Source organism: Coprococcus aceti, from assembly GCF_025567285.1.
GTDB classification, from domain to species: Bacteria; Bacillota; Clostridia; order Lachnospirales; family Lachnospiraceae; genus Coprococcus; species Coprococcus aceti.
Window position 1 is genome coordinate 113,171 of record NZ_JAOQJT010000004.1, and the last position, 25,280, is coordinate 138,450.

The 25,280-nt window shown below is 45.5% G+C and carries 21 protein-coding genes, 1 pseudogene and 1 riboswitch; of the genes and pseudogenes, 19 read left to right on the forward strand and 3 right to left on the reverse strand.

The window, feature by feature from the left end; all coding sequences use genetic code 11:
- Positions 1 to 176 precede the first annotated feature (176 nt).
- Both OCV54_RS07460 and hisS read left to right on the forward strand, forming a co-directional pair.
- Positions 177 to 2,234: a hypothetical protein gene (locus OCV54_RS07460; protein ID WP_015533918.1), complete on the forward strand. Its 2,058-nt coding sequence runs from the start codon at positions 177 to 179 to the stop codon at positions 2,232 to 2,234.
- 161 nt (positions 2,235 to 2,395) lie between these two features.
- Positions 2,396 to 3,661, forward strand: a complete 1,266-nt coding sequence (hisS, locus tag OCV54_RS07465) for a histidine--tRNA ligase (protein WP_015533917.1) — start codon at positions 2,396 to 2,398, stop codon at positions 3,659 to 3,661.
- Between the two features lie 140 nt (positions 3,662 to 3,801).
- On the opposite strand, the gene OCV54_RS07470 is transcribed toward hisS, so the two are convergent.
- A complete protein-coding gene (locus OCV54_RS07470) occupies positions 3,802 to 4,308 on the reverse strand; it encodes a YqeG family HAD IIIA-type phosphatase (RefSeq protein ID WP_015533916.1) in 507 nt (168 codons plus the stop codon).
- A gap of 282 nt (positions 4,309 to 4,590) precedes the next feature.
- Here OCV54_RS07470 and OCV54_RS07475 point away from each other — a divergent pair, with 282 nt between their 5' ends.
- The 14 genes from OCV54_RS07475 to OCV54_RS07540 all read left to right on the forward strand — a co-directional run bounded on the left by OCV54_RS07475 (position 4,591) and on the right by OCV54_RS07540 (position 19,580).
- Entirely contained in the window at positions 4,591 to 5,763 is a 1,173-nt protein-coding gene (locus OCV54_RS07475; protein ID WP_055223306.1) for a hypothetical protein, read from the forward strand.
- A 26-nt stretch (positions 5,764 to 5,789) separates the two neighbouring features.
- Entirely contained in the window at positions 5,790 to 6,368 is a 579-nt protein-coding gene (locus OCV54_RS07480) for a hypothetical protein (protein ID WP_055223309.1), read from the forward strand.
- A gap of 12 nt (positions 6,369 to 6,380) precedes the next feature.
- Positions 6,381 to 8,030 (forward strand): vWA domain-containing protein, encoded by a 1,650-nt coding sequence (locus OCV54_RS07485; RefSeq protein WP_055146937.1) that lies wholly within the window; start codon positions 6,381 to 6,383, stop codon positions 8,028 to 8,030.
- A gap of 94 nt (positions 8,031 to 8,124) precedes the next feature.
- Positions 8,125 to 8,252, forward strand: a riboswitch (FMN riboswitch).
- Between the two features lie 186 nt (positions 8,253 to 8,438).
- A complete protein-coding gene (ribD, locus tag OCV54_RS07490) occupies positions 8,439 to 9,587 on the forward strand; it encodes a bifunctional diaminohydroxyphosphoribosylaminopyrimidine deaminase/5-amino-6-(5-phosphoribosylamino)uracil reductase RibD (protein ID WP_055223311.1) in 1,149 nt (382 codons plus the stop codon).
- A 24-nt stretch (positions 9,588 to 9,611) separates the two neighbouring features.
- A complete protein-coding gene (locus tag OCV54_RS07495) occupies positions 9,612 to 10,295 on the forward strand; it encodes a riboflavin synthase (protein ID WP_015533911.1) in 684 nt (227 codons plus the stop codon).
- A gap of 25 nt (positions 10,296 to 10,320) precedes the next feature.
- Positions 10,321 to 11,526, forward strand: a complete 1,206-nt coding sequence (locus OCV54_RS07500) for a bifunctional 3,4-dihydroxy-2-butanone-4-phosphate synthase/GTP cyclohydrolase II (RefSeq protein WP_055223312.1) — start codon at positions 10,321 to 10,323, stop codon at positions 11,524 to 11,526.
- A 24-nt stretch (positions 11,527 to 11,550) separates the two neighbouring features.
- On the forward strand, positions 11,551 to 12,012 hold the full coding sequence (ribH, locus tag OCV54_RS07505) for a 6,7-dimethyl-8-ribityllumazine synthase (protein ID WP_015533909.1): 462 nt from the start codon (positions 11,551 to 11,553) through the stop codon (positions 12,010 to 12,012).
- A gap of 144 nt (positions 12,013 to 12,156) precedes the next feature.
- Positions 12,157 to 12,975, forward strand: coding sequence for a Cof-type HAD-IIB family hydrolase (locus tag OCV54_RS07510; protein ID WP_022215913.1), 819 nt, complete (start codon positions 12,157 to 12,159; stop codon positions 12,973 to 12,975).
- A 45-nt stretch (positions 12,976 to 13,020) separates the two neighbouring features.
- A complete protein-coding gene (locus OCV54_RS07515) occupies positions 13,021 to 13,842 on the forward strand; it encodes a DUF1189 domain-containing protein (protein WP_055223314.1) in 822 nt (273 codons plus the stop codon).
- Between the two features lie 37 nt (positions 13,843 to 13,879).
- Positions 13,880 to 14,413, forward strand: coding sequence for a CYTH domain-containing protein (locus tag OCV54_RS07520; protein WP_055223316.1), 534 nt, complete (start codon positions 13,880 to 13,882; stop codon positions 14,411 to 14,413).
- Positions 14,410 to 14,955, forward strand: coding sequence for a DJ-1 family glyoxalase III (locus tag OCV54_RS07525; RefSeq protein WP_022215915.1), 546 nt, complete (start codon positions 14,410 to 14,412; stop codon positions 14,953 to 14,955). The genes OCV54_RS07520 and OCV54_RS07525 overlap by 4 nt, the downstream gene beginning before the upstream one ends.
- Positions 14,955 to 17,423 (forward strand): ATP-dependent DNA helicase, encoded by a 2,469-nt coding sequence (locus tag OCV54_RS07530; RefSeq protein WP_055223317.1) that lies wholly within the window; start codon positions 14,955 to 14,957, stop codon positions 17,421 to 17,423. The genes OCV54_RS07525 and OCV54_RS07530 overlap by 1 nt, the downstream gene beginning before the upstream one ends.
- Positions 17,424 to 17,529: 106 nt before the next feature.
- Complete coding sequence (locus OCV54_RS07535) at positions 17,530 to 18,897, forward strand: UDP-N-acetylmuramoyl-tripeptide--D-alanyl-D-alanine ligase (RefSeq protein ID WP_055223319.1); 1,368 nt, start codon at positions 17,530 to 17,532, stop codon at positions 18,895 to 18,897.
- Positions 18,898 to 19,127: 230 nt separating this feature from the next.
- Entirely contained in the window at positions 19,128 to 19,580 is a 453-nt protein-coding gene (locus OCV54_RS07540; RefSeq protein WP_022215918.1) for a DUF6465 family protein, read from the forward strand.
- Positions 19,581 to 19,892: 312 nt separating this feature from the next.
- On the opposite strand, the pseudogene OCV54_RS07545 reads toward OCV54_RS07540, so the two are convergent.
- Positions 19,893 to 21,149, reverse strand: a pseudogene (locus tag OCV54_RS07545) (ammonium transporter); the annotation flags it as partial.
- A 311-nt stretch (positions 21,150 to 21,460) separates the two neighbouring features.
- Here OCV54_RS07545 and OCV54_RS07550 point away from each other — a divergent pair.
- Positions 21,461 to 22,219, forward strand: coding sequence for a helix-turn-helix transcriptional regulator (locus OCV54_RS07550; RefSeq protein ID WP_055223321.1), 759 nt, complete (start codon positions 21,461 to 21,463; stop codon positions 22,217 to 22,219).
- A 71-nt stretch (positions 22,220 to 22,290) separates the two neighbouring features.
- On the opposite strand, the gene OCV54_RS07555 is transcribed toward OCV54_RS07550, so the two are convergent.
- The gene (locus tag OCV54_RS07555) at positions 22,291 to 22,629 is read right to left on the reverse strand and encodes a P-II family nitrogen regulator (RefSeq protein WP_015533899.1); all 339 of its coding nucleotides are present in this window, start codon (positions 22,627 to 22,629) and stop codon (positions 22,291 to 22,293) included.
- Between the two features lie 303 nt (positions 22,630 to 22,932).
- Here OCV54_RS07555 and clpX point away from each other — a divergent pair, with 303 nt between their 5' ends.
- Complete coding sequence (gene clpX / locus OCV54_RS07560) at positions 22,933 to 24,420, forward strand: ATP-dependent Clp protease ATP-binding subunit ClpX (RefSeq protein WP_055223323.1); 1,488 nt, start codon at positions 22,933 to 22,935, stop codon at positions 24,418 to 24,420.
- Positions 24,421 to 24,696: 276 nt separating this feature from the next.
- Positions 24,697 to 25,263 (forward strand): manganese efflux pump MntP, encoded by a 567-nt coding sequence (locus OCV54_RS07565; RefSeq protein ID WP_015533897.1) that lies wholly within the window; start codon positions 24,697 to 24,699, stop codon positions 25,261 to 25,263.
- Positions 25,264 to 25,280: the final 17 nt, after the last annotated feature.

The window sequence follows — 25,280 nt, forward strand, 5'->3', positions numbered from 1 at the left end:
TTTTTTTAGTGCTATAATTTTTGGGTAATTATGCACAATGACAGTTATCAGTAATAACCAAAAACTTTGTTGAATGATTTTACCAAATATGTTATATTTGGAGTAGTGATTTGAGGGGAATAATACAAGAATATTCGTAAGCCAGACATACGAAAACAAAAGGAGGTAGACATATTATGTTACCAGCAAATATAGGACAGGCAGGGGATAACGCATTATCAATAGCGGCATCCAGTAATAAAGGAACACTTATTCGTTATCTGAATGATCAGGTTGAGGACGGATTCTATACATTGGTTATAGACAGCCTGAAGGATTCTAATTTTGATCTGTCGACCATGACAGTGGATGACGAGGTTCGTGCTCAGTGTACAAAGCTGTATGAGCTTGCAGAGTTTGTAGACTTCAATATAAAGGCGACCGGACACTATGCGATCGAAGAGTGGATAGAGCCTTTATTCAGATTTGTATATGGTGATATTGACCCTACCGATATAGATGCGCCTGTATCAGCTACAGGTGTTTATCGTTACAGTGTATGGCTGCTGTATCTCTTACAGCTTGAGAAGATCCCAGAGTGCATGAGACTGATCGGGGATAAGATCGCTCCACTTCTCATAAACATTTCATACCAGATACTTGAGGATGATGACAGACCAAAGAACTTTGACAAGGCTCTGCTCGGATACCTGGATTTGATCAATGTGGTTATGGAGATGGATATCTCAGCCAAAGACATAGGATCTGATTCATATATCAACAACCTCGAGGTACTTTATGATTACGTCATCGAGGATGCACATGCACCTAACGATTACAAGATACAGTTATCTATCAATCTCTTCTCTATCTACATTGCGAACAAGCAGTATGAGAAGGCATTTCAGTTCTACGGACTGAACGCAGAGTACATACCTATAGATAACCTGTCAGTATACTCCAACTTCAAGGAGCTCATCAAGAATGTCACAAGCACAGAGGCAGCAAAGATCCTCAGCAGCAAGGTGGCTTCAGAGATCTCCAAGCAGGAGGTATACAACAAGAGGATAGATTCACTGCTTAATGAGACCTGCGCATTTACCAAGAAGGTATATCAGGCCATCGAGAATGAGCCGGAGGTCAAGAAGGTACTTCAGACACTTGGTTCAGGAGCACAGCTCAGCGGACGTCAGAACATTCCTGAGGGAGCATATGAGTACAACAAGCTCTTCATAGAGTGTGGAATCAAGGCATATGTTAACTCTGATATAACACAGAAGTCATATGAGGAGAAGTATGAGAGTCTGGAGATCCTCTCCAAGGCACTCAATGTACTGTTTGAGGGATACAGCTTGTATGAGGTATCGAACAAGATCGAGGATCAGTACATAGAGCTCACATGGTGCTGCAACTTCCTGAACGCCAATCCTTCAATGCTGAAGGCATTCTTCAGTGTAAAGGAGAAGGTAAAGGTATTTGATGTCAGAAAGAAGTCAATTGTTGAGAAGAACAACAAGAACAAAGAGGTTTACTCAATGCTTGACAATAGACAGAAGATCCTTCTGTTCATGGCTGCTGAGGATATGGTCGTTAACGGACTCAACAGTACCAAGAAGATGGTTCTTGCATCAAGCTACGATATCAACACAGCCAAGAAGTACCTGCATGAGACATATGTCAGAACAGCTCTTCCTGAGAAGTATAAGGAGGAAAATGAGCAGGGTGGCGGTGGTCTCTTCGGTAAGAAGCAGCAGGCTATGCCGGCTGATCTGGTATCACTGTGTAAGGTAGCTATTGTTGAGGAGATGCTGTGCAAGTCAGAGTACCTGTACCATCAGCACACTCTCAAGGGAATAGACAAGCCATCAAACGAGGAGATGACATACTCTGTAGCATGTCTGATCAAGTGTATCAACCATATGATCAACAAGAAGAGCAAGGCTGCTGCAGCTCCTAACAAGAAGGTCATCATAACCAAGACAGGTAAGGTTATAGAGCTCAACGATGAGTCAGGACAGGCACTAGAGAAGCAGGAGTCAGGAATCATCGAGGCTATAGACAATATAGTTGTCCAGCTCAAGGATAAGAGTGAGAGCAACGTCAAGTATGTAAAGGATTACATTGAGGATCTTATGAATACACTCATGAAGTACAACTGGGATATGAATGTACAGCTTGATGAATTCTCAGGTGAGGAACTCAGAAACAAGGCCTTCCTTGTTATCAAGAAGCTCAACTATGATCTTCTCAAGTAATCTGATATTACAGGACAATTAAAAATATCAATATATTATGTGAAAAGCACCGGAACAAACTATAAGTTTGTTCCGGTGTTCTTTTTAAGGGTGGAAAAATATAGTTGTATATGCTAGAATAGGTTGGATTTAATAAAGATATAAGATCAGGAGGATAAGAAATGGCAAAATTCATCAAGACACCGGTAAAAGGTATGTGTGATCAGCTCCCGGCTGATATGAGGCTTAGAGAGCATGTGCTTTCAATGATCAAGACAAGTTATTCCAGATTTGGATTTACACAGATAGAGACTCCTGTTATGGAACATATAGAGAATCTTACAAGCAAGCAGGGCGGTGACAATGAGAAGCTTATCTTCAAGGTGATGAAGAGAGGCGCAGACCTTGCGAGAGCCATCGATGCAGGTAAGGGAGAGTTGGCAGACAGCGGACTCAGATACGATCTTACACTTCCACTCTCAAGATATTATGCGAACAACAAGGAGCAGCTTCCAAGCCCATTCAAGGCACTCCAGATCGGACCTGTATTCCGTGCGGATCAGCCACAGAAGGGACGATTCAGAATGTTCACCCAGTGCGATATAGATATACTTGGTGACAATACAAACCTTGCGGAGATAGAGCTTGTGGCAGCCACATCCGATATGCTCTCAAGAATATTCTCTGAGGTGGGAATAACAGATTTTACTATCCACATCAACGACAGACAGATACTCCGTGGTGCTGCGAAGAATGCGGGATTTGCAGAGGAAGACATTGCTTCAATACTCATCAGCCTTGACAAGTATGACAAGATAGGTCTGGATGGCATAAGAGCAGAGCTCACAGAGAACGGATACGACGCAGAGATGGTGGACAAGTATCTTGAGATATACCAGAACCTTGGAGATATGAGCTGCGCTGAGTTCTGTAGGGACATAGACGCTGAGTGCCTTGATCCAAAGGTTATAACCAATATGGACGAGATCATATCAAGTGCAAAGACCATGGTTGCAGATGGCGTAAAGATCGTATTTGACCCTACTCTTGTGAGAGGTATGGGATATTACACAGGACCTATTTTTGAGGTTACAATAGATGACTACAACTTCTCCATCGCCGGCGGCGGAAGATATGACAAGATGGTTGGAAACTTCTGTGGACAGGATGTCCCTGCAACAGGATTTTCAATAGGTTTTGAGAGAATAATCACCATACTCAAGGACAAGCTTGAGAATGGATACAAGATAGATTCTGACAACGTGGCTATCCTCATTCACAAGGATGTGACACTGGACAAGAAGCTTGAGATCTTCAAGGAGGCAAAGGAACTTCGCCAGGCAGGTAAGACAGTGACTATCCAGATGATGAGAAAGAACATGAAGCAGCAGATAAACATGCTGGAGTCAGAGGGATACACAGAGTTCAAGAAGGTGTACAACGACTAACATACGTTCTGTGGATCACACAGATGTGTAACATCATGACAGAACGTATATGTTACTGAGATATTTAATAAAAGGCTGTATTCACATATCAGGCAGATATGTGAATACGGCCTTTTGTGTTGCGTTATGAATAACAGAAATTATCTTACCATGCCATGCTTTTTCCTGAAGTAGAAAATAAACGGCTTTTCAATGATCCTCTTGAGGGTGATCTGTATCTCCTCGTGGCTTGTGTCTATAGGCTTGACAAGGATAGTGTGTATGCCAAGGCTGGCACTTCCGATGATGTCAGTGTAGATCTGGTCGCCCACGGCGATCGTGTTGTCTATGTTGCAGCCTATCTCGTTCATGGCACGGATGTAGCCCTTTTTCGATGGTTTGCCGGCTTTGAATATGTAATTCACCTTCATCTTTTTGTTGAAAGCGGCAACCCTTGGCTCCTTGTTGTTGGATACCAGACATACCTTGAAGCCCATGGCCTTGAGCTGTTCCATGAGCTGGATCGCTCTGGATGTGGCCGGCTCATTATGTCTCACAAGAGTGTTGTCTATGTCGAACAGTATACCTCTGTATCCCATGTCGTAATACTTTTTGAAATCTATCTTGTATGTGGATGAATAGTATTCATCCGGCAAAAATCTGATCATAGATATCCTCCCAGTTTGTTGTCGATTCATTATACCACAGGTGGACAGACAGTTGTATAAACACTTAATAAAATAATAAAATACCATATCCCGTCACTTTTATGTTTTTAATTTGTGGCAAAACATGTATAATAAAAATGATTAAGTTCAGATATAAGTAAAAATGATGATGGGCATATCAGATATGTATGCCAGTTTGCATATTGGATTAAGAACTTATATAGAATGAGGTGTGGGATATTGCACAGGGCGTATGTTCTAAGAAAAGAAAATAATAAATATATGCTGGATGTTATCAGTCCGTATGAAGCACTGTACAGTTCTGTATTTGGGGTGCAGGCGGATACGCTGTCCTATTCACAGGATGGTATGTGCAGGCGGATGTTCGATGAACTCATAGACAAACTGAATTACAGGGAGAAGATAGTGATAGATAAGCTCTATGGCTACAGACATGACAGATGCAGTGTGCCGGAACTTGCCTGTGAGCTGGAGACCGATGAGGAAGGTGTGAACAGTCTGAAGAACAGTGCGCTGGACAGACTGAGGGATCCGGATAATTACAAATATCTGGAGAAACGGTGGTATTCAGGAACGGATATAACCAACACTGAGTACGAGCTTGATTTCAGGAGAAAGCTCAGAGCGGAGCTTCAGAGATATCTGGCCGGTCAGAAGTCAGATATTGACATTTTAAGTGCGATAATGAGGAGAAATAAGATCTCTGTACAAAGGATATACAGGAATGTGCAGGCGGCAGCTACGGATCAGGGACGGTTTGAGACCTCTATATCAGGGAAGAAGAGTATAGATGATGCTGTAAATGAGCTGAAGGCGTTTAAGATAGCTGCACGTCCTGTTGAGAGCATCAGGAAGAAAAAGTCTGTAAGGGGAAATGTAGAGACCGTGCTCATAACAAATGATGGGATTGAGCAGGCGTATAAATACAGCGGACTCAGCGATGAGGATATAGCGGAGTGCGTGTGTCATGTACTGACGGACAGTGACGAGGGACATGGCTGTATACTTGACTTCAATATGTCAGATGGACTTATGGGACTCCTGCTGCTGAAGGGTTATCTGTATCTCGACAGTCTCATGGAGGACAGAGACAGGATATTGGCAGAGCTTCAGAGTGGAGGCTTTCAGACTCAGGCGGAGGAATTTGCAAAATTTGTGGACAAGGCGGAGATATACATAGCGGATAAGACGCACACGTCCATGACGTTTATTGTTGTGCCGGAGGCTGTTGCGCTTCGAATATATGAGGATAGGCCGGTGGATTACCATGAACTGCTGTCCTGCGCGGAGGAGACGGACAGGGAGTTTGCGGTCATGCTCATAAGAAATGAGAAGAAGGAATTTGCTGACTTTTCGGGACTTACGGTCACCGATGCTGCAAAACAAAGGCTCAGCGTATTGCAGAGAGACAATGAACATGCAGATGCGGTGTGATATATATTGACTTTAGGAGGAAAACGATGGGATTGATAGCGGTCAATATCATAGGCTTGATAATGTTCATACTGGCAATAGTAATGTTTGTGCTGGCTGACAGTATGGTGGAAATAGCTATAGGTGTTGCGATCAGTGTAGTGTGGCTGACATTCACCATAACAGCAAATGTACATATACTCAAGGGAAGACGCTCGACGGAGAAGCTCAAGGACAGTGCTAGGGGACATTTGTTTGATGCACAGATAGAGAGACTCAACAGACAGTATGAGAGCATAATGTCCAGGGAGGAATACTTCCAGGAGAATGTGGAGGAGGGCAGTGGTATCCGCAATCTGTACGAGGATATAAAGCAGCAGGCACAGAGCAACATGGACAGTGCCATAGGCTTTATACAGACATACGATTATTACACTAGACCCCAGCCGGTATACCTCGACAATCTGTGCAGACAGGGCGACGAGCTGGTGAGAAAGTTCAATATTCTGGTGGAGAAGATGGTTGATATTGACACCAACCTGAGCTCGCTGGATATGAAATATGTGGATGATGTCATAGAGTGCATGAATGGCATGAGGCAGGATGTCCACAGTCAGGGAATGTAAAAGGAGGAAGAAATGGATAAGAGGACAAAAGGATTAGTGGTAGTCGGAGTGCTGGTGATAATTGCGATGATCGCGGTCATTATCGGAATAGTCGGCAGGAAGGTTATCAACATAGCAGGCGGTGGAAATGGAGGATCATCAAGATCGGATATGACTCTTGATGAGTTATATGCAGATCTCGATGTAAGCGAAGCGACCCCTGTAAAGGGTACGGTCACTCTGGACACTCCGGATCTGTATGCGGAGCTGCCTGAGATAGACAAATATCCACTGGCAGTTGAGGGCAATGGAGACATAGATATAGAGATATTTACATCAGGTGAGAAGGCGGGAAAGGACAACGACTCATGGCTTATAGATGTTGCAAATTCCTTCAACGGTTCTGGTGTGAAGACAGCGGACGGCAAGTCGGTATCGATGAGCGTGAGATCAGTGCCATCCGGTACAGCCGCTGACTATATCATTTCCGGCAAATATCTCCCGGATCTGTACACCCCGAGCAACACCCTGTTCGGAGAGTATGCGATGTCGAACAGCGGCAGCCTTGAGCTTTACGCGGACAGACTGGTTGGAAATACAGCGGGAATCCTTGTGAAGAAGGACAGCGGTTACACTACTGCTGCCGATGCCATAAAGGCCGTTCAGGACAACAAGATCACCATGGGATACACGAACCCACAGACAAGTGCCACAGGACTTAACCTCCTGCTCACGCTGCTTCAGGACGGAGAAGATAACTTTACAAAGTTTAACTCAAACATACCATACGTTGCATATACAACACAGCAGATGAGAGATAGTGCATCAAACGGAACACTCGATGCTATGCTGTCAGAGTATCAGGCATATATCAATGACAGCAATCTCGTGTCAATGTATGATTTCATTGCATTTGGCGTGAGACATGACAATCCTGTATACATATGTAATAAGTCGGGAAAGTCTGCATCAGAGCTTGAGGCCATACAGCTCGTTGTGGATTACTGCAAGAGTGATGATATGCAGACGATCGCGACAAAGAAGGGCTTCAATGCCAACGATGATTATACTGCGACGGAAGAATTTTCCGGTGCACAGGTCACACAGGGTCTCAAGACATACAAGAAGACAAAGGATAACGGCAAGGACATCATCGCGGTGTTTGTTGCGGACTGCAGCGGTTCCATGGACGGAGATCCTATGAACCAGCTCAAGAACAGTCTGACAAACGGTGCGCAGTATATCAATGACAACAATTATGTTGGGCTTGTCAGCTACTCAAGCTCAGTTACAGTGGAGGTTCCGATCGCCCAGTTTGACCTGAACCAGAGATCATATTTCCAGGGATCGGTCAACAATCTGATGGCTTCAGGCGGAACGGCTTCGTATGATGCCGTTGTGGTTGCGATGAAGATGATAACCGATGCAAAGGCAGAGCACCCGGATGCAAAGTGTATGCTGTTCCTTCTCAGCGATGGATATGCCAATGTGGGATATTCCATGGATGAGATAACAAGTGCGCTCAGACAGTCGAACATACCTGTATACACGATAGGTTACGGCGGAGATGCTGACACGGATGAGCTTACAAAGCTCTCAGGAATAAATGAGGCGGCATCTATAAATGCGGACAGTGATGATATTATCTACAAGATAAAGAGCCTGTTCAATTCACAGCTTTAAAATTTATCGGTAAAATACATCATAAAAAACAGTTGCATTCCGTTGGCATATGGAATACAATATAGTCGTTTTTAAGAGACAACTGCATACGATGATAGATCTTCGGGGGTGAGTGCAATTCTCCACCGACGGTGTTAGGGAAACCTTAAGTCCGTGAGCCATGAGGCATGATCCGGTGTGATTCCGGGACCGACAGTATAGTCTGGATGAGAGAAGTATTATATATTCAGAACAGGGTATCTGATGGAAGTCCGTTGTGATGGATTTCGGTGATGGATACCTGAACAAGAGAAAACCCCGAAGTTATCTTCGGGGTTTTTTCTTGTGTTTTGAACAGATACTTCGGAGGCTTGAATTAGCAATATCCGATAGTCTGTCTGTAAAGGTATTAAGTAGGATGGTGGTCATATGGAAAAATATGATATAGATGATGAATTTGATCCGTCATATATGAGATGTGCCATAGAGCTTGCAAGGCGCGGCACTGGAGCAGTGAATCCAAATCCGCTTGTAGGTGCTGTCATAGTGAAGGATGGCAGGATCATAGGAGAGGGATATCATGTGAGATATGGAGAGCTCCACGCTGAGCGCGCAGCATTTGCCAGTCTTAAGGATCAGGCAGATGCCGAGGGCGCAGTCATGTATGTGACGCTTGAGCCGTGCTGCCATTTTGGCAAGCAGCCTCCATGTGTGGACGCGATCATAGAGCACAAGATCAGAAAGGTCTACTGTGGTTCCGATGATCCGAATGCCATGGTGGCAGGAAAAGGTTTTAAGAGACTGCGTGATGCCGGGATAGAGGTGTACACACACTGCCTCAAAGCCGAGTGCGATGCCATAAACGGTATTTTCTTTAAGTATATAGTAAATAAACAGCCGTATGTGACCATGAAATATGCCATGACCATGGATGGCAGGATCGCTACCCACACAGGGGCCAGCAAGTGGATAACCGGTGAGGCATCAAGGGCGTATGTCATGGAACTCAGAAACAGACATAAGGGTATTATGGCGGGCATAGGAACAGTGCTTGCGGATGATCCGATGCTGACATGCAGAATAGAGAAAAGCACGGACAGGGATACTGATAATGTCAGAAATCCGATCAGGATAGTTTGTGACAGCAAGCTCAGGATTCCGGAGGATTCACAGATCGTACAGACAGCCGGGGAGATAGAGACCATAGTTGCCACGACGGCAGCGGGAGCTTCAGACTCAGCAAAGTGTGAGAGACTCAAGGATAAAGGTGTAAGCATCATAGAGACCGAAGATGTGGATGGACAGGTGGATCTAAGGCAGCTCATGACGATCCTCGGCGGGAAAGGCATAGACGGAATACTGCTTGAGGGCGGCGGCGAGCTCAACTACAGCATGGTGTCTGAAGGTCTTGTGGATGAGGCATGTGTATTCATTGCCCCGAAGATATTTGGCGGCGAGGGCAAGTACAGTCCGGTATCCGGAACGGGTGTTGATGTTCCTGCGGATGCACATATGTTTGGACTTGACGAGGTCAGAAGATTTGATGAAGATGTGATGCTCAGATACAAAAAGGTTTAAGAACTTATAGAAAAGAGGTCATACATGTTCACAGGAATAGTAGAAGAGATAGGAACTATAAGAAAGATAGATAAAGGTGTAAGCTCCTGCAGCATCACGGTGCAGGCAGACAAGGTTCTCCATGGAAGCCAGGTTGGAGACAGTATAGCGGTAAACGGTGTGTGTCTTACTGCAACCGGCATATCGGGGAATATCTTTACTGCGGATGTCATGCCTGAGACTTTGAGACGAAGCGGACTTGGACAGCTTACCGGTGGCAGCAGGGTGAACCTTGAGCGTGCCATGGCGGCCGGAGGAAGATTTGGCGGACATATAGTGTCAGGACATATAGATGGAACCGGAACGATCAGAGAGCTCAAAAGGGAGGACAATGCAGTGTGGGTGACAATAGATTGTTCTCCGAAGATACTCAGATACATCATTGAGAAGGGCTCAATAGCCATAGACGGTATAAGCCTTACGGTTGCGTATGTCGATGATACATGCTTTAAGGTGTCGATCATTCCGCACACGGCGGGAGAGACGACGCTGCTGGATGGCAAGCCGGGCAAGGTGGTCAACCTTGAAAATGACGTGGTTGGAAAGTATGTTGAGAAACTGCTTATGCCATACAAAGGTGACGATACAGATGAAAAGCTTTCAAATGGAAATGCTTCAGATAGATCAGGACTTGATATGAAGTTTCTGGCAGAAAATGGATTTATGTAGACAGATATTTTAAGGAGGTAGAGTGATGAGTTTTGAATTCAACTCGATAGAGGAGATCGCTGCAGATCTTGCGGCGGGAAAGCCGGTTGTCATGCTCGACAACGAGGACAGAGAGAATGAGGGAGATGTAATCTGTGCAGCAGAATTTGCTACAACGGAGAATGTCAACTTCATGGCAAAGTGGGCGAGAGGTCTCATATGCATGCCTATGGATGCGTCATATGCGGATAAGCTGAATCTTCCACAGATGTGTATAACCAATACAGATAACCACTGCACAGCATTTTCAGTATCAGTGGATCATGTGGATACAACCACCGGAATCTCAGCCGAGGAGAGAGGCTACACAGCCAGAAAATTTGTGGATGAGAATGCAAAGCCGGATGACTTCAGAAGGCCGGGACATATGTTCCCACTTCAGGCAGTTGCAGGCGGAGTCATAGAGAGAAACGGCCACACAGAGGCTACAGTTGATCTTATGAAGGTTGCAGGACTTAAGCCTTGCGGACTGTGCTGTGAGATCATGAAGGATGACGGAACCATGGCGAGAAAGGATGACCTTGTGGAATTTGCAAAGGTTCATGGCCTTAAGATATCGACCATAGAGAAGCTTGTGCAGTACAGAAAAGAGCATGAAGTATTCGTTGAGTGCGTAGCCAAGGCAAAGCTTCCAACAAAGTATGGTGAGTTTACGATCTGTGGATATATCAACAAGCTGAACGGTGAACATCACGTGGCACTCACAATGGGTGATATAGCTGACGGCAAGCCTGTTCTCTGCCGTGTGCACAGCGAGTGCCTCACAGGCGATTGCTTCGGCTCACAGAAGTGTGACTGCGGACAGCAGCTCGATGCGGCCATGAAGGCCATTGCCAAGGAAGGCAGAGGCGTGCTCCTGTACATGAGACAGGAGGGCAGAGGAATCGGCCTTATCAACAAGATCAGGGCATATGCGCTTCAGGATCAGGGGCTTGACACCGTTGAGGCAAACCTCAAGCTTGGTTTCCCTGATGATGCAAGGGATTACACCATAGGAACACAGATACTTGTGGATCTCGGAATCAGACAGATCAGACTCCTCACCAACAACCCACTCAAGGTATACGGCCTTGCAGGCTACAATCTTGAGATCGTGGAGAGAGTTCCTATAGAGATAGAGCCAACCAAGTTTGACGCATTTTATCTCAAGACAAAAAAAGAGAAAATGGGTCATATGTTAAATGATGTTTAACTTTTCATAAGGAGGATAAATCAGATGAATAAGGTAGAAGGAAAGTTAGTAGCAAATGGAGCAAAGATAGGTATAGTAGCAGCGAGATTCAATGAGTTCATAGTTTCAAAGCTCGTCAGCGGTGCAGAGGATGCGCTTCTCCGTCATGATGTGAATGCAGACGACATCACAGTTGCATGGGTTCCGGGTGCATTTGAGATCCCTGTAATCGCAAAGAAGATGGCTGCAAGCGGCAAGTATGACGCTGTTATCTGTCTTGGTGCTGTTATCCGTGGTGCGACAAGCCACTATGATTATGTGTGCAACGAGGTTTCAAAGGGCGTTGCCTCAGTATCACTTGAGACAGGTGTACCTGTAATGTTCGGAGTTGTTACAACAGAGAATATCGAGCAGGCCATCGAGCGTGCAGGAACAAAGGCCGGCAACAAGGGTTATGACTGCGCTATGGGAGCTCTTGAGATGATCGACCTCATGAAGCAGTTGTAATGCAGACTGCAGAAAATGCGATATAATGAAGCATGCTGATGCATGCGCAGGTTATCAAGTGAAAATATAATGCGTACAGAAGATACAGGCACGTGTAGTTATAATACATGTGCCTGTAAATATATGACAGGATGGATATAATATATGAAAAGCACAGACAGGAAGATATTGTTCTTTGATATAGACGGAACGCTTATAACCGAGGACGGAAGGAGATACTTCCCGGACAGCGCAAGGCGTGCGTTGGCGCAGGCGAGAGCCAACGGACATCTGGTGTTCATCAACACTGGCAGAGTTTACTGTAATGTCACTGATGAGATCAAGGATGCGGGTTTTGACGGCTTTGTGTGTGGCTGCGGAACATCCATTTACTATGACGGCAAAGAGCTGTTCCACAATGATGTCAGCAGGGATGTGTGCAGGGATATAGCTTATGCATGCCGCAGATATGACATGTTTGGAATGTATGAGCACAGAGACAAGGTGTACGTGGACGGTCAGAACATGGGAAATGAACTCCTTGCAGAGATGGTCAGATACTTCCGGGCAAATGGAATATTTGTTGGGGAGGATGTGGACTCGGATGACTTTGAATTCGACAAGTTCTGCTGCTGGTTCGCGGATGACAATAAAAATGTTCCTGAGTTCCGCGCGTATGTATCACAGCATTTTGACTATATCGACAGAGGTTCAAATTTCTGCGAGATAGTTCCCAAGGGATTCAGTAAGGCGACAGGTATACAGTATCTTCTGGATTATTTTGATATTCCGCTTGAAAATGCATATGCATTTGGTGATGGCAACAATGACGCACCTATGTTATTATATTGTCCGAACAGCATAATCATGGAGAAGGGGCCGGAGGAGCTCAAAAGACAGGTTATGATGGTCACAGACGATGCGGAGAATGATGGAATATATAAGGCTATGGTGAAGCTTGGGATCATAGAGCCGATGGAGTAGCTGGTTCATTTTGCCGGTCAATAATTATTAGAGTTGGAGATTTATATGGAAGAACAGGAAGAGAACAAGAAGGTGACGCTGCTCGATCAGTTGTCGATAGCGGTCAGCAGTCCGAAGAATTACAAACAACTGGTTAAGCTGAAGACGGGACGCCTTGTGTGGTTTGTGGTGATCATATCCTTTTTACTGGCATTTATAGAGTTTGGAATAGACGCCATATTCTGGGTTGGCAAGGTCGGAGGTCTGAGGAATCTCATAACAAATAAGATCCCGGCATTCACATATCATGACAATAAGCTCGACATGGAACACGATATGCAGCTTGAGATAGGAAATGCTACTCTGTACATCAACACGGAGAATGCGTCAGTGAACCTTGACTCCATGGAAACGGATGGAGTGTACATCGCCATAGGAAGTGAGAATATAGTCATGGGAATGGTCTCAGATGGCAAGGGCTATGATTACATGGAGACACCGCTCAAATACATGTTCCTGCCGGATGGCTTCAACAATAGCAAGCTGGCGGCACTGACACCGGTATTTTATATGTACATGGTGATCATGTTCATTGCGGTGATGGTGGCATCGGCGGGCAGACAGCTTCTCCTTGCGCTGATATTCAGTATAGCGGGCAATAGACTTGCAAGAATTCTCAACACGGGACTGTCCTACGGCAAGGTATTTACGATATGTGTCTATGCACAGACTCTGGCGGTGTTCATAATGTCGGTCAACACTGCTCTTGGATATCTGTTATCCTCGTTTGTTGTATGGATCATCGCACTTGTCGTGTCCATGGTATTTATGAACAAAGCTATAGGAAGCTATGTGAGTGGAGATATACCGCCGGGAGATGTGTTCTGATAAGGCGGTCATTTGGTTTGAATAGGTGGAGGCATATATGGAGATAGAGAGAAAATACCTTGTACATGAGATACCTGTCGATCTGACAAAATATCAGGTGAAGCACATGGAACAGATGTATGTGTCCGTGAAGCCGGTCATAAGGATCAGGAGAACGGACGACAGACGTGTGCTCACGGTCAAATCCAAGGGACTGCTCAGCAGGCAGGAATTCGAGATGGATCTGGACGAGGATGAATACAGGAATCTCAGATGTAAGGCAGACGGCAATATAATAGAGAAGGACCGGTATATAATACCGCTTTCCGATACAGACGGAACCTGTGGTGACAGTGAAGTGGACAGGGAACTGAAGATCGAGCTGGACGTGTTCGACGGGATATTTGGCGGACTCACCTATGCTGAGGTTGAATTCCCGGAGGAGAAATTTGCAAATACATTTGTGCCGCCAACGTGGTTTGGCAGGGATGTGACTGAGGACGGTATCTATCAGAACAGCGCCCTGAGCGGCATGGACAGACGTGATATAGACAGTTTTGTAAAGAGTGCGAATAAGGAGGAAAAGCGATGAAGGCAAGAGTTTTATTTGCAACAGGTTATGAAGAGGTAGAGGCTCTCACGGTGGTGGATCTCTTGAGAAGAGCCGGAGTTGAGTGCCTGATGGTGTCGGCTGACGATCTGGATACAGTGACAGGAGCGCGAGGCATGGAGGTCACGATGGATGAGAAGTTATCAGAGATCGATGACCAGTGCGATCTTGTAGTTCTTCCTGGAGGTATTCCGGGGGTTCCGAACCTCAAGGCAAATTCAAAGGTTCAGGCCATGGTCAAGGCACAGAATGACAGAGGCGGTTATGTGGCTGCTATCTGTGCGGGACCTACAGCACTTGGCGCATTTGGCGTGCTTGCGGACAAGAATGCAACATGTTATCCGGGATGTGAGGATCAGCTCATGGCGAAGCGCCACAGCACGGAGCCGGTAGTGGTGGACGGAAATGTGATCACCAGCAGAGGAGTGGGAACAGCCATAGAATTTGCACTTAAGCTGGTTGAGATACTCATAGACAGACAGACTGCGGACGATCTCGCAGAGAAGATAGTATATAAGAGATAATGAATATAAAAATATCAGTTAGGAGCCTGGTGGAATTCATCTTCCGCAGTGGCGATATAAGTGATAGCAGTAGTGGGACTCTGTCCAGAGAAGCGATGAATGCGGGTAGCAGGATTCACAGGAAGCTTCAGAAAAGGGCAGGGTCTCATTATAATTCAGAGGTGCCGCTCCGGTATACAGAGGAGCTTGGCGGACATCTGATAACTGTGGAGGGCCGGGCTGATGGAATCATAGACAGATGCGGTGGCGAACAGGAAGAGCCCGGGGATATTGACGACGGCTTTGACATGGCAGAGGGGTATGCTGTGGACTTCCATGACAGCGATGTGCTTATAGATGAGATAAAGGGCATATACAGGAACCTCGATGACATGGAGAGCCCGCAGCGCGTCCACGTGGCCCAGGCGATGTGCTATGCGTATATATATTCAAAAGAGAATAATTATAGCTGGATAGATGTAAGGATAAGTTATGTAAACCTTGACAGCGAGAAGGAGAAGTTCTTCAGGCGGAGATATTCATTTGGCTATCTGGAGAAATGGTTCAGATCAATGATGGCGGAGCTTTGCAAATGGATTGATCTGGTGGAAAAGCATCAGCTCATGAGGAATCAGTCCATCTCGGACATGGAGTTCCCATTTGAGTACAGGAAGGGCCAGAAGGAGATGGCTCTGTATGTGTACAGGGCTATTGAGCAGGAAAAACATCTGTATGTCCAGGCACCAACTGGAATCGGAAAGACCATGGCGGCGGTGTACCCGTCCATAAAATCCATGGTTCAGGGACATGTGTCGAAAATATTTTATCTGACAGCCAAGACCATAGCCCACACTGTGTCGAGAAATGCGGTGGAGCTGCTGGAGGACAGAGGTCTCAGGCTTAAGACTGTAATACTCACGGCAAAAGAGAAGATATGCTGTCAGGAACAGGTGGATTGCAATCCTGCGGTATGTCCGTATGCCGAGGGGCATTTTGACAGGGTAAATGATGCGCTGTACGACGTGGTATTACATGAGACGGTGGTTGACAGAGATGTGGTAATACGGTACGCACAGGCTCACAGAGTGTGTCCGTTTGAGTTGAGCCTTGATGTGAGTCTGTTTGCTGACATGGTGATATGTGACTATAACTATGTCTTTGATCCGAGGGCGAGCCTCAAGAGGTTCTTTGCGGCAGAGGGCGGTAAGCCGGGAGATTATGTATTCCTTGTGGATGAGGCGCACAACCTTGTGGACAGGGCTTCGTCCATGTACAGTGCGGAGATTGTGAAGGAGGACTTTCTGGAGCTCAAGAAGCTCACAGCCCAGTATGGCGGCCGTATGGCAAGACATATAGGAAGCTGCAACAGAGAGCTGCTTACGATGAAGAAGGAGATTCCTGAGGAGGGATACAGGGTGCTCTCGAGCATAGCACCTCTTCACCTGAAATTGCTCAGCCTCCATGAAGCAATACAGCTCTTTCTGGAGGAGCACAGGCAGATCCCGGAGAGAAAGGAAGTCCTGAACTTTTATTTTAATCTCACCTCATTTCTGAACATTGCGGAGATGATGGATGAGAATTATGTCGTGTATGACGAGATAAGGGATGACGGAAGATTTGTGGTGAGACTGTACTGCGTCAAGCCTGCAGTTAACATAAGAAACTGCTTGGACAAAGGGCTTGCCACGGTGTTTTTCTCGGCTACGATACTTCCTGTCAGATATTATATGGAGATGCTGTCGGACTGCCCGGAGGACAGGGCAATATACATCCCGTCTCCATTTTCTGCGGAGAACAGGAAGATAATGATAGCAAATGATGTCACGACCAGATACACGAACCGTAATGAGGCGATGTACAGGAACATTTACAGCTATATAGAGCGCGTGATAAGTGCGAGACCGGGCAACTATATGGTGTTCTTTCCATCGTATGCCATGCTGGAGAAGGTGCATGTGCTCACTGAAGAGCTTCCAGAGTCTCTTGGGGTGGAAGTTATAGCCCAGGAACAATACATGACGGAGAGCGACAGAGAGAGCTTCCTGAGGGCATTTGAGGAGAAGGACAATGTGCTGGCACTGTGTATCATGGGCGGAATATTCTCCGAGGGAATCGATCTGACTGGTGACAGGCTGATAGGAGCAATAATAGTCGGACCCGGTCTTCCCCAGGTGTGCACGGAGAGAAAGCTGATGATGGATTACTTCGACAGCAGAACCACGGCGGACGAAAAAGAGGCTGCATCCGACAGGAATGGATTCAGATATGCGTACCAGTACCCGGGAATAAACAAGGTATTTCAGGCTGCCGGAAGAGTCATAAGGACGGAGACGGATCAGGGGATAATACTTCTGATAGACGAGAGATTTGCCACCAGGCGTTACACGGAGCTGTTTCCTGTGGAATGGAATGACAGCGTGATATGCAACATGCAAAATGTGGACGGGATCCTTGAACAGTTCTGGGATTATAAAAGTAAAGAGATTTAAATATACAAAAGCATAATACAGTGCTATAATGGACACCTGATGAAGCCGGAGCGGCGGTAAAGCCCGGTTGTATATATTTTATCAATATGAAAAAAAGGGGATAGTGATGGTAGATATAACAGTAAAAAATATTCTGGAAGCTACAGGAGGCGTACTCCTCTGCGGAGATGAGAACACTGTTCTCACTGACATCTGTATAAACTCTAAGGAGGCCAAGGAGGGCGATCTGTTCGTTCCAATCATAGGAACAAGAACCGACGGACACAGATTTATAGAATCAGCACTTCAGACTGCAGCAGCCACACTCACATCGGAGCATGACAATGTTGTGGTGTCGGACAAGGCGTATATCAGGGTGGATGATACTGTTAAGGCATTGCAGGCCATTGGAAAGTATATAAGGAACAGATACGATATGCCTGTTGTGGCGGTTACAGGAAGCGTGGGCAAGACCACGACAAGAGAGATGATCACAGCGGCTGTCAGTGCTGGAATGAAGTGCTTCCACACAGAGGGCAATTATAATTCGGTGTATGGCGAGCCTATCACGGTGTCAAGGATGACAGACGAGTACGATGTGGCTGTTCTTGAGCTTGGAATCGGCGAGCCGGGTGAGATGGACATCCTCACTGATATAGCTCAGCCGGATATATGCGTTATAACGACCATAGGCGTTGCACATATAGAATATATGGGTTCACTGGAGAACACCCGCAAGGAGAAGCTCAGCATCATCAAGGGCATGGGCGAGAATGGAACACTGTATATCAACGGTGATGATCCTATGCTGTATGCGGTCAAGGATGAGATACCATGTAAGGTATACACATATGGCTGCGGCGAGGGCATGGACTTCAGAGCAACTAACATCCGCATGGAGGATGGATATTCTGTATACGATATGGTACATGGGGATGACGTTGTAACTGTCAAGGTAGGAGTGATGGGACTGCACAACGTGCGCAATTCATTGGTGGCCATGGCTGTGTCGCATCAGCTTGGAGTTCCATATGAGAAGTCGTCGAAGGCATTTGAGAATTTCAGAGGTCTCAGACAGAAGGTCATCAAGCTTCCTGGCAAATACACGATCATAGACGATACATACAATGCAAGCCCTGATTCCATTAAGGCTAGCACCGATGTCCTCTGTGACATGAAGTGCGAGGGCAAGAAGTATATCGTGCTCGGCGATATGCTTGAGCTCGGAGAGAAGAGCGATGAGTACCACTATGAAGTCGGAGAGTATCTCAGAGATAAGAAGATAGATGAGGTCATAGTCATCGGAGAGCATGCCCAGAAGATCAAGGAAGCTCTGGATGCCTGTGATACGAAGTATGCCAAGACTGTGTCATTCACTGACACGGAGGAGATCGCGATATACCTTATGGCGCTCATGAAGCCTGAGGATATAGTGCTTTTGAAGGGATCAAACGGAATGAAATTGAGTGAAGTGGTTAATATTCTCACGAATTAGTGTGTGTATTTGTACAAAATGACAAAAGCGGTCACGGATTTACAACGATCTGTGACCGCCTTTTTGTGTAAAGTGTTGCCATTTATTGTAAATCAATTCCCAAAACGATACAAAAGGGAGAAAAGAATTTGGTTATATTGAAAAAATATAAAAAATGGAGTAATATCAACCTAGCTTGAAAATAAATACATAAGATTACATATATACTTTTTATTTGGGAGGAAAGAATCATGGCTACAGCAAAGAAGGCAGATGAGACAAAGAAGGTAACAAAGGCAACACCTGCAGCAGCACTTGCTAAGGTTGAGGCAGTTAAGAAAGAGGAAGCTGCAAAGAAGACAGCAGCTACAGAGACAAAGGCAGCACCTGCAAAGAAGGCAGCTCCAGTTAAGGAAGAGCCAAAGGCAGCACCTGCAAAGAAAACAGCACCAGCTAAGAAGGAAGAGACAAAGGCAGCAGCACCTGCAAAGAAGGCTACAGCAAAGAAGGCAGCTCCAGCTAAGACAACAGAGAATGTATTTGTTGAGTTCGCTGGCGGTCAGATCAAGATGGCAGCAATCGTTGCTAAGGTGAAGGAAGTTATTGGCAATAAGACAGTTAAGGAATTGAACGTATACTACCAGCCAGAAACAGGCATGGTATATTATACAGCTGATGGAGAATCAGGTTCTTACAGTCTTTAATCTATAGATGTTTGTTTTAAGACGGATCCCGGTCGTAATGACTGGGATCTTTTTTCTTTGTGCAATATTGTGTTGTATATAAGTGCCTTTCTGTGATAATATGTCATAGGTTAGGACAATCTAACTAATGCTTTTACAGGGGGTAAGAGATGACAATACACGAGTATGGAGACAGGAAGAATCCGCATATACTGCTTATACATGGCATGTGGATGTGAATATATTAAAAAGCCTGTGATATGAACTTTGATTCATACCACAGGCTTTTTGCTTGCAGATAATACTATATATTATGAATTACTTTGTTGTCAGGAAATCTGCGTATGCTGTAGGAAGACCATGCTCTGTAGGATCAAGTCCCTTGATCTCTTCCTCCTCAGATACTCTAAGTCCCATAGTCTTCTTGATGATCAGGAATACGATGGTGATCGTAACTGCTGTCCATGCTGCAACTGCTGCAAATCCAAGTAACTGGATGAGAAGTGGATGAATGCCACCGCCGTAGAACAGACCGTTTAATGTATCATTTCCAGGAACAGTTGTTGTGGAGAAGAGACCTACAGCGATTGTTCCCCAGATACCATTTACACCATGTACGGCTACGGCACCGACAGGATCGTCAACATGTAATGCGTGGTCACAGAGCCATACTCCGAATACTACGAGAAGTCCGGCAACGATACCGATGATAGCTGAGCCGAAAGCATCGACTGTATCACAAGGAGCTGTGATGGCAACGAGACCAGCGAGTGAAGCGTTGAGACACATTGACACATCAGGCTTGCCATATTTGAGCCATGTAAATATCATACATGAAACTGTTGCAAGTGCAGGTGCGATAGTAGTAGTGAGGAAGATAGAACCTAACTGCTCAACAGATGTTGCGGCTGCACCATTGAATCCGTACCAGCCGAACCACAGGATGAATACACCGAGTGCGCCGAGTGGAAGGTTATGACCTGGGAAGGTGTGAACCTTTACTACTTTGCCATTCTCATCCTTATTGAACTTTCCGATACGAGGTCCAAGTAATGCGGCACCAATCAGTGCTGAGATTCCACCTACCATATGGATGGCACATGAACCGGCAAAATCATGGAAGCCAAGTTTTACAAGCCAGCCACCTGGATTCCAGATCCAGTGAGCCTCAATAGGATATATCAGCAGTGAGATGATAGCTGAGTATACACAATATGCAGAGAACTTTGTTCTCTCTGCCATAGCTCCTGACACGATGGTTGCTGCTGTTGCACAGAACACAAGGTTGAATACGAAGCTTGACCAGTCATAGTTTTCAAAGTGAAGGAACAAATCCCATGATGGTTTTCCGATGAAACCTCCGAGTGCCCAGTCACTGCTGCCGAGCAGAAGTGATGAACCGAGGATCATGAATGAAACTGTACCGAGACAGAAATCCATGAGATTCTTCATTATAATGTTTCCGGCATTCTTGGCTCTTGTGAAACCGGCCTCAACCATTGCAAATCCGGCCTGCATCCAGAATACCAGTGCGGCTCCGACAAGGAACCATACTCCAAATACAATTGTGCTTACGTCTTCCATAATCATTCCTCCTTTTAATACATTGTAGTTGTGGAAGTGATCAGATAATAAAAAAAGATGCGTCCCGCCAGGTATGCTCCTGACAAAACACATCTTTGTGCACATTATATCTGATCGTACGTCACTGAGATATGACTGATAATAAGTATCTCAGTGCCACACCTCAATTACTAACTTGGGTTGAGTATAGTATTGAGATATGGTAAAATATTGAAAAAATCGGACGTGGAACGATAAACCTTATTATATTTTGCGCGGACTTAATATAATAAAGCAAAGATACGGTAAAGATAAATAAAGTTATGCGGAGATGGCGTATGGATAGTCAGATTTTATTGAATGTTAATTTTTGCAGTGAAGTACATACTAATTTGATAGAAAAGAATGAGAAGTCTGTGTATGTGAGAGCTGGTTACAGCTTGGGTGGGCTGAGAATAGTGCCACAGGAGAATGCTGGGATATGTGTGATATGTATGGATGGACACATCAAAAGGGTGTATCCGGGTGAACTGGAGGCGGCTGTTTGCATTGAGGAGAGCTGCAGCTTCATATCTGTGGAGCAGGATCTTGGATTTGGCAGGGAGACTCTGGATACCCAAGATATGCGTCTGCTTGAAAAACTGCTGACGGCTGATCATGCATTTACAGGAAATGGTGCAGAAGATCCGATAGAGAGTGCGACAGAGGAGATCACGGAGCATATAGAGAAATGCGGATCGTTGTGGCAGAGGAATGGCATGGCTGATTCGGACATCGTGAAACAGGCGGATGTCATATATGCGGCAAAAGGGAAGATAAGCATATCAGAGCTTGCTGAGCAGATGGGATGCACCGTTAGACATGTGCATAGGAGATTTGTGGAGGAGCTGGGGGTCAGCCCCAAGAGGTTTGCCCGCATCGTGAGGATCAGGGAGACTGTGAGAAAAATGCTGGAGCATCCGGGCGGACATGTCACGGATTATATGGATGACATGGGATATTCTGACCAGGCGCATTTCCAGAGAGAGTTTAAGTGGTATACAGGGATGACCCCAGGGAGTCTGCTGAAGATACTGGGAGACAGAGCTGAACGATAAAAAACAGGCAGTGGACAAATGCCACTGCCTGCCAATTTAGAAAAAGGAATGATACTGGATACCTGTGCTTATTAGAGCGCTGTCTCTCCACGCTCGCCTGTACGGATACGAACGACATCTGCCACATCATATACGAAGATCTTACCATCACCGATCTTACCTGTGGATATTCTCTCGCAAACCTTGAAAATGATCTTGTCCGCAACATCGTCTGCTGCGATGGTCTCGATCTTTACCTTTGGAATAAGGTTTACAACATATTCGCTTCCTCTGTAAGTTGTCTTATATCCCTTCTGATTACCGTAACCCATGATGTTTGATACCATGGCACCTGTTGATTCACACTCATCAAGTATTGACTTTACATCATCAAGCTTTTCTGAACGAACTACGATTTCAAGTTTCTTCATAATTACAGTCCTCCTTTTACCCGTTGGATTTATTTTTAATGATTATAGCATAGCGAAAAATCCAATTCCATAGCACTTCGCAAATGCCGAAATTTTAAAACGATTCGAAAGATGCCAGCGGTAAAATAATACAAAAAACAGACAAATGACTTAATAATATTAAGGACAGAAGCGGGGCGGAGCTGCGTGCCAGCGGTTAATTTACAGTAATTTCATATTTGCAGGTGTTGGTAAATGTGGTATATGTGTGTTATTATATTTCTGACTGAGACTATATGTATAATCAGGAAAGGAAAATGAGATATGGCAGAGAATTATGATGATATAGATAAGAAGACACCGGATACGGTGGATACCGATGGACATGCATCGGATGATAAGGACAACGATGACGACTACGAGAAATACTGCTACCTGTGCAGGAGACCGGAGAGCGTGGCCGGCAAGCTGATACATATGCCTGGAGATATAAATATATGTGCAGACTGCATGCAGAGATCATTTGACAGCTTCAACAATTCCGGATTTGGCAACATGCCGGGGCTTGGCAATATGCAGTTCATAGATCTGACAAATATGCCATTTGGCAATATAGATATGTCCAAGTTCAAGGCACAGAATGACGTGCCAAAGTCACAGAAAGTCAAGAAGAAGGCGCCAAAGGAAAAGAAGCAGGAGGAAGAACTCACGCTTAAGACAATTCCGGCTCCTCATAAGATCAAGGCTATGCTGGACGAGTATGTTGTGGGACAGGAATATGCCAAGAAGGTTATATCCGTGGCTGTATACAATCATTATAAGAGGGTTCTCACAGATACCATGGATGATATAGAGATAGAGAAGTCCAACATGCTGATGGTGGGACCTACAGGCTGTGGTAAGACATATATAGTCAAGACCATAGCAAGACTTCTCAAGGTGCCTCTCGCAATAACTGATGCGACAACTCTTACAGAGGCCGGTTATATAGGCGATGATGTTGAGAGTGTTCTGTCAAAGCTTCTCGCCGCCGCCGACAATGATGTGGAGAAGGCAGAGAGAGGAATCGTGTTCATAGATGAGATAGACAAGATCGCCAAGAAGCAGAACAGCAACAGCAGGGATGTGAGCGGCGAATCCGTACAGCAGGGACTGCTGAAGCTGCTTGAGGGTGCTGATGTTGAGGTACCTGTGGGATCGGGCAGCAAGAATGCTATGGTTCCCATGACGACCATCAATACAAGAAACATCCTCTTTATATGTGGTGGAGCATTCCCTGATATAGAGGAGATTATAAAGCAGAGAATAAGCAGGCAGGCGTCAATGGGCTTTAAGGCTGAGCTTAAGGACAAATATGATGATGATCCGAATCTGCTGAGACAGGTTACAACCGAGGATCTCCGTGAGTTTGGCATGATACCTGAGTTTCTTGGAAGACTTCCGGTACTCTTCACACTTGATGCGTTGGACAAGGATATGTACGTGAGCATACTCAAGGAGCCTAAGAATGCGATATTAAAGCAGTATAAGAAGCTCCTTGCACTGGATGAGGTGGATCTTAGATTTGACGATTCGGCATACGAGGCGGTAGCCGAGGAGGCGATCAAGAGGAAGACGGGAGCCAGAGCTCTACGTGCCATCATAGAGAAATTCATGCTGGATATCATGTACCAGATCCCAAGGGATGACACCATAGGAAGGGTGACCATCACAGGTGATTATATAAAGGGCAAGGGAAGCCCTATCATAGAACTGCGCGGAACACCGGCACTTGAGGAGGCAAGCGCAACTCAGATCGATAAGCAGGACTGAACAGATCTGTAATGACAATAATGCGATAACAGGGAAATGCTACTTGATAATATTTTATCAATATGCTAGAATATCACCGTTCATTAAGGGAGTAGTCAGCGCAGAGCTTGCGTTGTGATATCAACATAATGATTGGCAGCCATCGGTCGATGATGGCGTGAATCTGGTATTACTGTAGATGATGAGACTTTCTGGACAGCTTTTAGCTGCCCGGGAGGTCTCTTTTTATATGTGTCTGTGACTGCATCCGTCAAATCTATATCAAGGAGAAAAATTATGAGTATTGCAGAGTTATTCCTGTTGGCAGTTGGCCTTTCAATGGATGCATTTGCCGTGTCTATCTGTAAGGGGTTGTCCCTGCGCAACATCAAGGTGAAGCACATGCTTATCGCAGGTGCGTGGTTTGGAGGATTTCAGGCACTTATGCCGACGGTAGGATATGTCCTCGGAAGCTTTTTTGCAGATCTGGTAAGCAAATGGTCACACTGGATCGCATTTGTGCTCCTCCTGTTCATCGGCGGAAGCATGATCAAGGAGTCGTTTGGCGAGGAAGAGGAAGTAGATGCAGATATGAGCTTTAAGGTCATGTTCCTTCTGGCGGTTGCAACCAGCATAGACGCACTGGCGGTTGGAGTGTCATTTGCATTCCTCAAGCTGTCCACTCTGTATATCATACTTGCAGTGCTGTTCATCGGATGTATCACATTCATATGTTCAGCGGTCGGAGTGAAGATCGGAAGTATATTCGGAACAAAGTACAAGTCAAAAGCTGAGCTTGCCGGAGGTATCATACTTATACTCATAGGAGTAAAGGTTGTTCTGGACGGACTAGGTATATTGTAACCTTAACATAAAATAAA

Excerpts from the sequence above, each read along its gene's own strand:
- OCV54_RS07510 (WP_022215913.1), top strand. The coding sequence starts at position 12,157 with ATGAAAAGCACAGACAGGAAGATATTGTTCTTTGATATAGACGGAACG.
- OCV54_RS07565 (WP_015533897.1), top strand. The coding sequence starts at position 24,697 with ATGAGTATTGCAGAGTTATTCCTGTTGGCAGTTGGCCTTTCAATGGAT.
- OCV54_RS07470 (WP_015533916.1), bottom strand. The coding sequence starts at position 4,308 with ATGATCAGATTTTTGCCGGATGAATACTATTCATCCACATACAAGATA.
- OCV54_RS07535 (WP_055223319.1), top strand. The coding sequence starts at position 17,530 with ATGGTAGATATAACAGTAAAAAATATTCTGGAAGCTACAGGAGGCGTA.
- OCV54_RS07520 (WP_055223316.1), top strand. The coding sequence starts at position 13,880 with ATGGAGATAGAGAGAAAATACCTTGTACATGAGATACCTGTCGATCTG.
- ribH (WP_015533909.1), top strand. The coding sequence starts at position 11,551 with ATGAATAAGGTAGAAGGAAAGTTAGTAGCAAATGGAGCAAAGATAGGT.
- OCV54_RS07550 (WP_055223321.1), top strand. The coding sequence starts at position 21,461 with ATGGATAGTCAGATTTTATTGAATGTTAATTTTTGCAGTGAAGTACAT.
- OCV54_RS07485 (WP_055146937.1), top strand. The coding sequence starts at position 6,381 with ATGGATAAGAGGACAAAAGGATTAGTGGTAGTCGGAGTGCTGGTGATA.
- OCV54_RS07540 (WP_022215918.1), top strand. The coding sequence starts at position 19,128 with ATGGCTACAGCAAAGAAGGCAGATGAGACAAAGAAGGTAACAAAGGCA.
- OCV54_RS07475 (WP_055223306.1), top strand. The coding sequence starts at position 4,591 with ATGCTGGATGTTATCAGTCCGTATGAAGCACTGTACAGTTCTGTATTT.
- ribD (WP_055223311.1), top strand. The coding sequence starts at position 8,439 with ATGGAAAAATATGATATAGATGATGAATTTGATCCGTCATATATGAGA.
- OCV54_RS07525 (WP_022215915.1), top strand. The coding sequence starts at position 14,410 with ATGAAGGCAAGAGTTTTATTTGCAACAGGTTATGAAGAGGTAGAGGCT.
- hisS (WP_015533917.1), top strand. The coding sequence starts at position 2,396 with ATGGCAAAATTCATCAAGACACCGGTAAAAGGTATGTGTGATCAGCTC.
- OCV54_RS07480 (WP_055223309.1), top strand. The coding sequence starts at position 5,790 with ATGGGATTGATAGCGGTCAATATCATAGGCTTGATAATGTTCATACTG.
- OCV54_RS07530 (WP_055223317.1), top strand. The coding sequence starts at position 14,955 with ATGAATATAAAAATATCAGTTAGGAGCCTGGTGGAATTCATCTTCCGC.
- OCV54_RS07460 (WP_015533918.1), top strand. The coding sequence starts at position 177 with ATGTTACCAGCAAATATAGGACAGGCAGGGGATAACGCATTATCAATA.
- clpX (WP_055223323.1), top strand. The coding sequence starts at position 22,933 with ATGGCAGAGAATTATGATGATATAGATAAGAAGACACCGGATACGGTG.
- OCV54_RS07515 (WP_055223314.1), top strand. The coding sequence starts at position 13,021 with ATGGAAGAACAGGAAGAGAACAAGAAGGTGACGCTGCTCGATCAGTTG.
- OCV54_RS07500 (WP_055223312.1), top strand. The coding sequence starts at position 10,321 with ATGAGTTTTGAATTCAACTCGATAGAGGAGATCGCTGCAGATCTTGCG.
- OCV54_RS07495 (WP_015533911.1), top strand. The coding sequence starts at position 9,612 with ATGTTCACAGGAATAGTAGAAGAGATAGGAACTATAAGAAAGATAGAT.
- OCV54_RS07555 (WP_015533899.1), bottom strand. The coding sequence starts at position 22,629 with ATGAAGAAACTTGAAATCGTAGTTCGTTCAGAAAAGCTTGATGATGTA.